Raw genomic sequence first — 9,941 nt, 5'->3', positions numbered from 1 at the left:
CGTAGTTGGCGTTGACACTGATCGCGTTCCACGAGCCCGCGGGCGGCCGGATCAGCGCCCCGCCGGGCACTTCCGAGCGCAGCGTGATGTCGGCTGCCGCCGAGCCGTCTTTGTCGATGTTAATAGCCTCGTTGTAGGTCCCCGCCTTCACCACGACCTCGTCGCCGGGCTTAAGGTTCGCCGACATCGCCTCGCTGATCGTGCGGAAGGGAGAGGAGGTACTGCCGTTACCGCCGTTGCTGCCAGTCGTCGCTACGTAGTACGTCGTCATGTCCTGTTCCTAACCTTTGGTACTGCTTTGTGTTTGCCGGTTAATATTTTTAGTAATCCGGCGTTACGGCGGGGCTTCATAGTTCAGCTTTCGAGGGGCGCAACAGCAGCACGACAGTAAGTGCTTGGCGAATCACCTTCACTTCGTATGGGCTTGCAGGGGCTTGTCGCAAATTCCCCATCGGCAGAGAGTTTCCGCTCCAGTTCTTCGACGGCTGGATCATTCTGCTTCGGCGTGTCAGTCATGCTGCGCTTCCTTCAGATTGTCGTTGCAGGCACTTGCCCCTTCAGGTGGTAACTTTGAGGCTAGTCCTAAAGAGTTATTTCGGTCCATAATACTTGGGGAAGAATTTCTGAATTCTTGGCATGCTCATTTGTCCTTTGGTTTAGCCCCACCCAACCACTAGGATTGCCGGAGCCTATCGGGATTGGCGGTTTGGGTAGATGTGCGTAAGCCTTAGCTGACCTACAGTGTCGGTTTCGACAATTCGGAAGGTTCTGTCGAGCAGTGCGCGCGGTCATGCTGAGCCCACGGCCCTGTGAAATTAAGGCCTCTGACGAAAAGCGAGTTTTTCAATATCGGGTAATGGTCGAGAGCTCTTCTGCAAAGGCAGGTTAAGATCGGCTCCGTCATAGAAAGAGGAGACTGGGCGTTTCAGCCTCGCCGTTTGTTTTCGCGGGCGTACAGCCGGCACGCTGCCGTGCCGGCTTCGATGATCGAGGACATATTGCCAGCCTGCGGTTGGTTTTTTACAGTTGTGCCAACTTCCATGTGCCAATCCTATCTGGTCCGCATGCTGGACGGGTCTCAGACAGCGTCTGATCGAGGCGGCTGTCGATCAGTACGCAATCTGACCATCCACCATCTTCCCCTCATTCGAGGAGAGTTCCCGCTTCAGGATTTCTCGCGCCTCCGGGCTGATGACCGCGACTGGAGCCGCAACGGCTACGCGTCCTGCCGAGCCGGCGAAATTGGCCGCTGTCATCCCGATCTGATCGGCAACGCTCGCCTCTCGCCCTCGAGGCTCTGCCCTACCAGCCGCCGCCCAAGCAGGCGCAGTGTTAGATATGCGGATTGAATTCTCGTGGCCGAAGGCGCCAAGTTGACGTCACCATTGAAAAATTTTTGGCGTTGCGCCTTGCCTGTGGTTTTCGCATTCGATAGCTACCCCGCCGACCGGCAGGCAAACCGCGGATCGGAGGTTTGATGGGAAGAAGACGACCAGGGCCGACAACTCGCTCGGCCAGTGGTTGAAGGACGTCCGCGTTACCGATCATCGAGGCCGTGTTCAGCGTTGCGCGGCGGGCCAGTCGTTCGCCGGCTCCTGCACCTCGTTATTGCTTCCACACGTATTCCATGAAGCGTTGACCCGGACATATTTAGCACCCACCCGGCAGGTTGAGGGGCCATGTGCACGACAAGGCACCCACTTCCATCCCGCTTCCCGTCCGAAGAAATGTGGTGAACGGGCGGTTTGATCTCGTCGAGCACGAATACCGAGGGCGATGGCGACCTCCGTCTGTTGAGCCGGAAGGATCGGGCCCGCAGACGTCGTCCGATCGAAGCCTGTATCGCCGGATGGCTGTTTCGATCAGCGCACGCTTACCGTAGCCGGTGGCCGCCTGCCATTTCAGCCGACCGTCTTTTGCGATCGCCGCTATGTGCTTGTCCCTTTGGCACGGGTGGCCCGGCGGAACCGCTTTCCACCGCCGTCGAACGCGGTGGGCGCAGCCCCATGCCGAACACACAGCCCAGGGTCAGGGCCGTTTCAATGGCAAGATCGGTCGCACTCGGCATACGATGACGAGATGTGCTAATATGCACGTCAGCTAAACTTGGGCAGACGAATGCGTGACACAAAATTCGCCCCAATCCGCCGGGGGGTGGCCTGGAGCCTGGCGAAACCCGTCCTCTCGGATGGCCGCTGATGGAGAATCGCAGCCTCCAAGTCCTGTGGGAGGATGGCGAGCGCGTGGTCTGCCGGGGGCGCCGCCGGGGCGCTGACGGCAAATCGCAGGGTGTGCTGGCGGGCTGCCCGCCGCCGAGCACCCGGCCCCCACAATCCTTGATCGCCTCGCCCCAACACGAGTATCGCTTGAAGGATGAACTGGACGGTGCATGGGCCGTGCCCCCACTGGAGTTCGTGCGCGAAGGTAGTCGCACCATGTTGGTGTTCGAGGATCCCGGCGGCGAGCCCCTCGACCACCTGCTCGCTTTCCCCTTGAGATCGGACGCTTTCTTCGCCTTGCCATCGGCATAGCTGCGGCGCTCGGCAAGGTTCACCAACGAGGCCTGGTCCACAAGGACCTCAAGCCGGCCGTTATCCTGGTAACCGGCGTGAGCGGTGAGGTGCGGCTCACCGGCTTCGGTATCGCTTCACGCTCCCGCGAGCTGCCGCCAGCGCCAAGGGCGTGTCCAAGCGTTTTGACAGGCCATACCCAACGACTTTCCAGCTGCAGGCATCGAGAATGACCGCCAGATAGTTTGATGCGGTCTGGGGCTAGAAGCCGGAGATCCTGGGTCTCTTTGGAATGGCTTGCTGTGCGCGCGACACGGGCGTTTGCGGCTCCTCAAATCGCTTTCGGCCTCCGACAACGCGGATGTAACAAGCGAACGCCTCATCCGCAGCCCGCATCAGCGCGTCCGGGACAGCATCTGCCGGCCCACTGTCCTGGAGTGCATTTAGGCAGGCTTCAAGAGCACGTCTATACGCTTTGCCAACGATCGGCGGCCATTCGTGGAGCAGGATTTCAGCCGCCCCAGCGACAGTATCGACTCGTTTGTATCGTTCTCCGACACTCGTAAGCAGCCAAATTGCAGGAAAGTGGTACGATCTGTCCGAACTCATGACACTACTCCCTCCCTTGGGGTGCATATATTAGTAGCTACGCATTAACCGTTCCAGTTGGGTCGATAGCGGGAATCATCGACATCGGTTGGACATGGGCTCGAATTTGCCTCGCGGCTATTCACAATGTTTCGGCATCCAGTTGAGCCACGACTATCAGATGGACGATTCCGAGTTCTTCCTTTTCGATGAGCTAGATAGGGACAGGTGGGGTGACACCCTATTGTCCTTCGACGCGCAGATTATGCATTCTAAAGATGGATCACCGGTCACCGGCTACGCAAGCGAGTGGCAAGGCGGTCATCATCGTTTGATTTGCGTCGGAACTGTCGATGCGAAGAAGATAACCGTCGATCGTGATGAGGTTTTGGCTACTTCGCTGGGACTGAAACGTAAGTGGCCGAGAGAACAGTCTTGACTCGACGACCTCGTGTTCGATTGCCAAACCCTACCCACGTACAATTTCATAGCCGCGACGCCTCTGCAAATTTTCGATCACGAAAGCTAGCCCAATGGAGGCCAACCTATGACGCACCTTTCCTGCTCCATGACCGCACGTTCGCCAGCGTTCCCCCGATCGGCACCAGAAGCCGTTATCAGCTTAGTGACGACCGCGCTATCTACCCTTCAGCGCATGCCGGCACAGCTTGCCTATCTCGCAGACGGAGCCCATGGACAGCGCAAGCATTCCCTGGAGGCGGCACTGATCAAGACGGCGGCGGAAGTCCTGACCTCCTCCAAGGAGATCGCAGTTGCGGTCTATGCCCCGGCATTCATCCGGCGTCTCACACAGGCGATCGAGAGAGTCGAGCTTGGCCTCGACAGCAGCGAAATTTCTCTCCGTCAGGTTGCGTCGCATTAGCCTTGCCGGTTGAGATTACGACGTGGCGGCCTACATTCCGCAGCGACATTCCAAATCTCGAAGCCGTTTTCCAGGAGAAGCTTTATGAAATCCAAGGTCGCCGACGTGCTCACCGAGGTCTTGCACTCCGCTGGTGTGGAGCGAATTTACGGCGTTGTTGGCGACAGTCTCAATGGTCTGACGGAGTCCCTGAGGAAACGAGGCGATATCGAATGGGTTCATACGCGCCACGAAGAAACAGCCGTTTTTGCTGCAGGCGCTGAAGCTCACCTGACAGGAAATCTAGCGGTTTGCGCTGGCAGTTGTGGCCCGGGCAACTGCATCTGATCAATGGACTGTTCGATTGCCACCGCTCTCGTGTCCCGGTGCTAGCGATCGCAGCGCAGACCATCTGCCGAGATCGGCAGGGGCTATTTCCAGGAAACACATCCCGACCAGCTGTTTCGGGAATGCAGCCATTATTGCGAGCTGGTAAGCCATCGAGAGCAGCTCCCCGCTGTCCTTGAATCAGCAATCAGGGCAGCCATTGGCAAACGCGGGGTTGCCGTCGTTGTCATTCCAGGCGATGTGGCGCTCAGCGGTTTCACGGGGAAGATTTCGAAAGCCATCGCACTTGCCCTGCCCCAGCCGAGCATAGTGCCTCCTGATCATCAGATCGAGGAGATGGCAACGCTCCTCAATGGAAGCTCAAAAATCACTCTTCTGTGCGGTCGAGGATGTGAAGGTGCTCGCGATGAGCTGATCGTGTTCGCCGAAAGGCTAAAGGCGCCGATCGTCCATGCGCTCTGTGGCAAGGAACATCTCGAGTGGGACAACCCTTTTGATGTCGGAATGACCGGTCTTATCGGTTTCTCGTCCGGCTACAAGGCGATGCTGGAATGCGACACGCTTGTCATGCTTGGCACGGACTTCCCCTATCGTCAGTTCTATCCGACTGAAGCGAAGATCGTGCAAGTCGACATGCGGCCAGAGAACCTTGGCCGGAGGGCGCCTTTGGATCTCGCCATCGTAGGGGACGTAAAATCAACCCTCAAGGCGATCTTTCCGAATTTGAAAGAGCGAAGTGATGATGGCCATCTCAAGGGCTGCCTGTCAGCCTACAAGAAAGCGCGGGAAGGTCTCGACGACCTAGCGACCGGCAAGCGTGGTGGAAAGATTCATCCTCAGTATGTCGCCCGCCTTCTCAGCGAACACGCGGCGGACGACGCCGTGTTCACGTTCGACGTCGGCACGCCAACGATCTGGGCGGCCCGGCATCTGAAGATGAACGGTAGCCGACGTCTTATCGGTTCGTTGGTACATGGGTCTATGGCAAATGCCCTGCCGCAGGCGATTGGAGCACAGGCGACTTACAAGGATCGCCAGATCGTCAGCATGTCCGGCGACGGCGGCTTCGCCATGCTGATGGGGGACTTTCTCACGCTCGTCCAACAGAATCTGCCGGTGAAGGTGGTCATCTTTAACAACTCAACCCTTGGCTTTGTAGCAATGGAGATGAAGGCATCCGGCTTTCTCGAGACCGGCACCGACTTGAAGAACCCTGATTTTGCAGCCGTTGCCCGCGCCGCCGGTGTCCACGCGATCCGGGTCGAGGACCCGACCGAACTCGAAGGCGCCGTCCGAGACATTCTCGCGCATCCCGGCCCTGCCCTTTTGGATGTGGTCACGAACACCCAGGAGCTTTCGATGCCACCGAAGATCGAGGCGGCTCAGGTGAAGGGCTTTGGTCTCTGGGCAATCCGGGCCGTCATGAACGGACGTGGCGACGAACTCGTCGACCTCACAGTCTCGAACTTCCTGTCTCGGTAGCGGCAGGTTCAGAAAATGAAGCCGACCGTTAAATTAGCGGAACCTCACGAATATAAGTCGGAGTTTTATTCACGAGTGTCGCATAGCCAGCTGACCTATGGGCGCTTACGGAACCTGCGCTTGGATGTTTGTATTTGACGTGATTGCCAGCAGAAAAGAACGCTTTGGAATGCCTAACTGACGTCGGCACGCCCCGGGCGCTAGCTGTATCTCCATGGTGCGGAACGACAACTGCCGCATAGGACATACCAGCAAGAGACTGCTTACATGTGTGTTTCCATCTGCCGCGATGTCGTCGTAAACACAGTCTCCGGGCAACAATCCCAGTCGAGTGCCGTCTTCAAACAGCAAAATTAGACCGTCATTGTTTGAAGTTCGATGAGGCGGAGCGGTTCTCATTATTCGCAGTTGCTGGCCGGAAGCGAGTCCGACGTTCACATACGGTGTGCTCCATCGCCGCGTGCGAGATTTTGGCCATGATCCACCTCCTCACAAGATGAATCATGAAAATCAGAAAAACGGAATCCCTCGATTCTGTTTTTCAATCCCACGCTCTCTAGGAACCTAAATCCTGGGCGAACGTGGTCCTGTCAAGCGGCTGCGCTATCGCGCAAAATGATGCCTCCTCCCGCGAATGGAGCCGTTCAACGGCCCACCCGCGCATGTGGATGCTTGGTGTCCCAGGCGGCTATCTCGGCATCTTGGACAATGATCCCGACGGCGACATTTCCGAAGAGTTGATTTGACAACCCATCGTTGTCGCGCTTAGGTTGATTTATGATTACCTAATATGCATCGGCCAGATGGAGGAAGCGGTGAACACGATTATGCGCACGTGATCCCTTACCGTGGGCATTGCTGTTGCGGCGGGGAGCGCCTGGTTAACGCCGTTCCCGACGACCGTACTTGCCCAGGATCACTCGCACGACGCCGTCGGCTTCGAAGGGAAAGTTCTACTGAAGACGACGGCAACAGCAACCAACCAACAATTGACCCTGCCGCAGACTGATACGCCCGAAATAACGTCGGTGGTCATTACAATCCAACCGAACGGTCATAGCAATCTTCATCAGCATCCGGTGCCGGTCATCGCGCATGTATTGGAAGGAACACTGGAAACTCGGGTTGAGGGTGTATTAAGGACTATAAGGCCGGGGAGGCAGTAGCGGAGCCGATGAACACCCCCATACAAGCTTCAATCGTGGCAGTGTCCCCACGAAACTCCTGGTCGTGATGGTCGGAGCGAAAGGCAAGCCATAGCTTTACAGAACGGCGGCAGCTACGATAGGTTGCGTAAGAAGGAGAAATGCCCGTATAGTAGGTACACTAAGTCTTGATCGTTACACGCTGTAATAGCAGGCCGAGATTTGCGGAACTCGGCAGCAGGTGCCACCCTTGGATGGCATCATCATCAGAGACAAGCTGTGGGAGAGTGATATGGCTTGGCGGCGTAACCTGCAAAGTTGTGCCCAAGCCGGAGGTGCTTGTCATGGTACGCTTTATCCGAGCCGCCCTCACCCTGTTCTTTGTGACACTATTCGCACCACTCGGGCACGCCGAGGAAGCCCGGCCAAAATTTCCGCCCGACGAAACGTTGACATTGCCGTCGCTCGTCCTGACGAACGAGCAGTGACCGCAATGGCGGTCGCGAGGTTGCCTACTACTCTCATTCCCGATTTGGTTCGGATCGAGCGTTACGCAGGCCAGTATTTATCGGATCGAAAATCTTCTGGAATATCATCCTGATTCACCAGGCACTCGGCGACGAATTCGATCTGAATTTCAAGATAGCGAAGTTTAGCTGGCACCGGGACACCAACGGCCATCTCCCTGACGCGATGCCTGTTTAGGCCAAGGATATCGCGCCGCCGGGAGGCCTCCCGGCGAACCGCCTCAGGCGTTGGCTTTCCGTCTCGTGCCGTGAAATTATAGTCTTTGCTCTTGCCACCTTCGATGACAGTAAATCGCATTACTCACATCCGATTAGTTTTGACCGTCTGGCGGAACCTGGAGTGGATAGCCTGGTACCATTGGTCCAGCCTTCCGATATACGCCCGGAGAACAGCTTCAACGGGACCAGATCGATTTCGACGCTCTGTGTCATTGCCACAATCCTCGGCGTTTCTCATGTCGCACGATATGTTGATCCATGGGGGGCGATTGGGGTAACGGCCCCCATGGGAGGATTTACCCTGACCATAACCGTACGCTCCGAGGCCTGACTATTGGCCGGGAGGAGGGATCGGATACCAAAGAGGAGGGGATGACTTATACGCGGGTCTAGGTGCTTTTTGCGGGCATTAGGTAGGAAAACAATCACGAGCCGCCCGGTGAGAACACGCGGCCTCCTCCGGCGCGGCTTCGGTTTGCAATCCGAGGCTACCAGCCGCGCTCCGAAAAGTGGGGCATGCCAGATCAACGGCGGGACGTCTTTAGCGACGACGTGACGGAGATATCATTGCTGGGCTCTCGCGGTCGTGTTGGTCCAAGGAGCCAGCCTTCTGTGGATGGACCTCCATGAAAAAGACGCATGCGGCTCATGCGGAAGATGGCGCTATGCGGCGTAACGCCAGATACTCCCACAAAGCCACCACAAAAAGGACGGCGGTTGCGAGCATCTGGATGTGATAGTTGTCCGTTATGGGCAGCAGCAGCGTGACCATCACGAGCAAAACGAGCCCACCAATATGCGAGACCGGCATCTCGCGGGCAGCGGCCCGTTTCACCCAGATATTTCCTATGAGAAAGAGCGCCGGACCGCCCAGGATCGCGACAGCCTCCTTGGGCGTGCTTTCCTCGCTTGCATGCGAAAGGCTGAAGTCTTGGCCTACCGCCGCGAGGATGATGCCTGCAACAATTGGCAGATGGCCGTAGGTGAAAAGGTTCAGCGCGACACTTTCGGGTTTAGACGTCGCTTCCGCCTTGTCCGCTGCTTTCTCCTGGCCGTGATGAAAATAAATCCACCACATGAACCCGGTGCTGAGGAAAGCGCTGCAGAAGACAGCAAAAGTCAGGTCGCCCGCCATGTGTTCGGCGGCGTTGCGGCCGGTCGTCAGGATCGTCTCGCCGAGGCAGATTATCACGAACAGTGCACAGCGTTCGGCCATGTGCTCGCCTGAGACATCCAAAGTCTCACGTCCCGACTTTCCCATGCCTGGGACGTAATATCGAACGGCGGGTGATGCATATTCGATCAGAAGCGCAAGCGACCAGAGGACAGGACGCGCCTCCAGCGCACCGGCTATCCAAAATACACTCGACATCAGCATCCACAGGGTAATACGCCAGAAGGTCAGGGATGATGCCGGATCGACGCCGCGAAATGCATAGAGCGCGAAGACAGAGCGCCCGACTTGCATGGCGCTATAGATTGCGGCAAAGACCAGACCATGCGCTTCGAAGGCTTGGGGTATCGCAATGGCCAGCAGAACGCCGCCGAACATCAGGCCAAAAAGCAGCAGCCGGACAGGGTCTTTGTCGGTGTCTAAGAGGTTTGTGACCCATGTTGTGTTGATCCAGACCCACCAGATCGCGATGATTAGGAGAAGCGATTCAATCGCGGCCGTCGAACTAAAATCGGATGCGAGCGCATGTGACAGCTGAATGAGCGCGAACACAAAAACCAGGTCGAAGAAAAGTTCGGGAAAGCTGGTTCTAGTTTGAGCGGCACCCTCTTTCCTGACCCAATTACTGCTCCGGTCACTCGCCATGTAACGCTCCGTTCCCGATCACCTTGCGAAGGTCCGGGCCGCCTACGCTGAAGAAAATCAATTGCATCGAAGTCCCACGCGACTGACGACGGTAAGGTAGGGCGCGAGCTTGCTGTGGCAATTGCTGGTCAAAAACACGATGCTGACTTGCTGGAGAGAAGTAAGCGCTGTTCTGGGGCCACGGCAAAGGGAGGTTGAGCTTAGTGCTATGTTGCGAGCTGGCAAGCAGTTAGAGCCTCTGCCTGTGCCATCGCTGCAGCCTTGGTTTTGAAGGGGCCGACATCGTTTTCTTCGGTGTCAGGTAACCACTTCGGAAGGAATCACCAGCCTCCGGGACGATAACTGGAACTGCTCCTCACTGAGCCGACATCCTTGGCGAAGAACCAGCCGGAGTCGATTCCATCCTGCACCCATGAGATGCTCTGCTCTGTCATGGCATAT

Annotated in this window: 8 protein-coding genes and 3 pseudogenes; 5 read left to right on the top strand and 6 right to left on the bottom strand. The window is 57.1% G+C overall.

Annotation, left to right across the window (positions count from 1 at the left end; all coding sequences use genetic code 11):
- From B5P46_RS24790 to B5P46_RS35105, 3 genes and pseudogenes are all read right to left on the bottom strand, one after another.
- The coding region (locus tag B5P46_RS24790; protein ID WP_129421037.1) for a DUF1565 domain-containing protein at positions 1-271 on the bottom strand (271 nt) is incomplete at its 3' end.
- Positions 272-1,109: 838 nt separating this feature from the next.
- Positions 1,110-1,330, bottom strand: a pseudogene (locus tag B5P46_RS35110) (esterase); the annotation flags it as partial.
- Between the two features lie 424 nt (positions 1,331-1,754).
- Positions 1,755-1,996: pseudogene (locus B5P46_RS35105) on the bottom strand (IS5/IS1182 family transposase); the annotation flags it as partial.
- Positions 1,997-2,366: 370 nt separating this feature from the next.
- Here B5P46_RS35105 and B5P46_RS34595 point away from each other — a divergent pair.
- Positions 2,367-2,531 carry a hypothetical protein gene (locus B5P46_RS34595; RefSeq protein WP_164986547.1) on the top strand — a complete coding sequence of 55 codons (165 nt, stop codon included), beginning with the start codon at positions 2,367-2,369 and terminating at the stop codon, positions 2,529-2,531.
- A 240-nt stretch (positions 2,532-2,771) separates the two neighbouring features.
- On the opposite strand, the gene B5P46_RS35560 is transcribed toward B5P46_RS34595, so the two are convergent.
- Positions 2,772-3,119 (bottom strand): DUF982 domain-containing protein, encoded by a 348-nt coding sequence (locus tag B5P46_RS35560; protein WP_164986546.1) that lies wholly within the window; start codon positions 3,117-3,119, stop codon positions 2,772-2,774.
- 160 nt (positions 3,120-3,279) lie between these two features.
- On the opposite strand from B5P46_RS35560, the gene B5P46_RS24760 reads away from it, so the two are divergent.
- From B5P46_RS24760 to B5P46_RS34590, 4 genes and pseudogenes are all read left to right on the top strand, one after another.
- On the top strand, positions 3,280-3,537 hold the full coding sequence (locus B5P46_RS24760) for a hypothetical protein (RefSeq protein WP_129421035.1): 258 nt from the start codon (positions 3,280-3,282) through the stop codon (positions 3,535-3,537).
- Positions 3,538-3,645: 108 nt separating this feature from the next.
- Positions 3,646-3,981, top strand: coding sequence for a hypothetical protein (locus B5P46_RS24755; protein ID WP_129421034.1), 336 nt, complete (start codon positions 3,646-3,648; stop codon positions 3,979-3,981).
- A gap of 84 nt (positions 3,982-4,065) precedes the next feature.
- Positions 4,066-5,790, top strand: a pseudogene (gene poxB, locus B5P46_RS24750) (ubiquinone-dependent pyruvate dehydrogenase).
- Positions 5,791-7,279: 1,489 nt separating this feature from the next.
- Positions 7,280-7,423, top strand: coding sequence for a hypothetical protein (locus B5P46_RS34590; RefSeq protein ID WP_164986543.1), 144 nt, complete (start codon positions 7,280-7,282; stop codon positions 7,421-7,423).
- Positions 7,424-7,484: 61 nt separating this feature from the next.
- On the opposite strand, the gene B5P46_RS24745 is transcribed toward B5P46_RS34590, so the two are convergent.
- The gene (locus B5P46_RS24745) at positions 7,485-7,760 is read right to left on the bottom strand and encodes a hypothetical protein (protein ID WP_129421033.1); all 276 of its coding nucleotides are present in this window, start codon (positions 7,758-7,760) and stop codon (positions 7,485-7,487) included.
- A 567-nt stretch (positions 7,761-8,327) separates the two neighbouring features.
- Positions 8,328-9,500 carry a low temperature requirement protein A gene (locus B5P46_RS24740; protein WP_129421032.1) on the bottom strand — a complete coding sequence of 391 codons (1,173 nt, stop codon included), beginning with the start codon at positions 9,498-9,500 and terminating at the stop codon, positions 8,328-8,330.
- Positions 9,501-9,941: the final 441 nt, after the last annotated feature.

Source organism: Rhizobium leguminosarum (assembly GCF_004123835.1).
Lineage (GTDB): Bacteria > Pseudomonadota > Alphaproteobacteria > Rhizobiales > Rhizobiaceae > Rhizobium > Rhizobium leguminosarum_M.
The sequence above is the reverse complement of the archived record's forward strand: the minus strand, read 5'-3'. Positions and strand labels throughout refer to the sequence as shown.

Excerpts from the sequence above, each read along its gene's own strand:
- B5P46_RS35560 (WP_164986546.1), bottom strand. The coding sequence starts at position 3,119 with ATGAGTTCGGACAGATCGTACCACTTTCCTGCAATTTGGCTGCTTACG.
- B5P46_RS24760 (WP_129421035.1), top strand. The coding sequence starts at position 3,280 with ATGGACGATTCCGAGTTCTTCCTTTTCGATGAGCTAGATAGGGACAGG.
- B5P46_RS24755 (WP_129421034.1), top strand. The coding sequence starts at position 3,646 with ATGACGCACCTTTCCTGCTCCATGACCGCACGTTCGCCAGCGTTCCCC.
- B5P46_RS34590 (WP_164986543.1), top strand. The coding sequence starts at position 7,280 with ATGGTACGCTTTATCCGAGCCGCCCTCACCCTGTTCTTTGTGACACTA.
- B5P46_RS24745 (WP_129421033.1), bottom strand. The coding sequence starts at position 7,760 with ATGCGATTTACTGTCATCGAAGGTGGCAAGAGCAAAGACTATAATTTC.
- B5P46_RS24740 (WP_129421032.1), bottom strand. The coding sequence starts at position 9,500 with ATGGCGAGTGACCGGAGCAGTAATTGGGTCAGGAAAGAGGGTGCCGCT.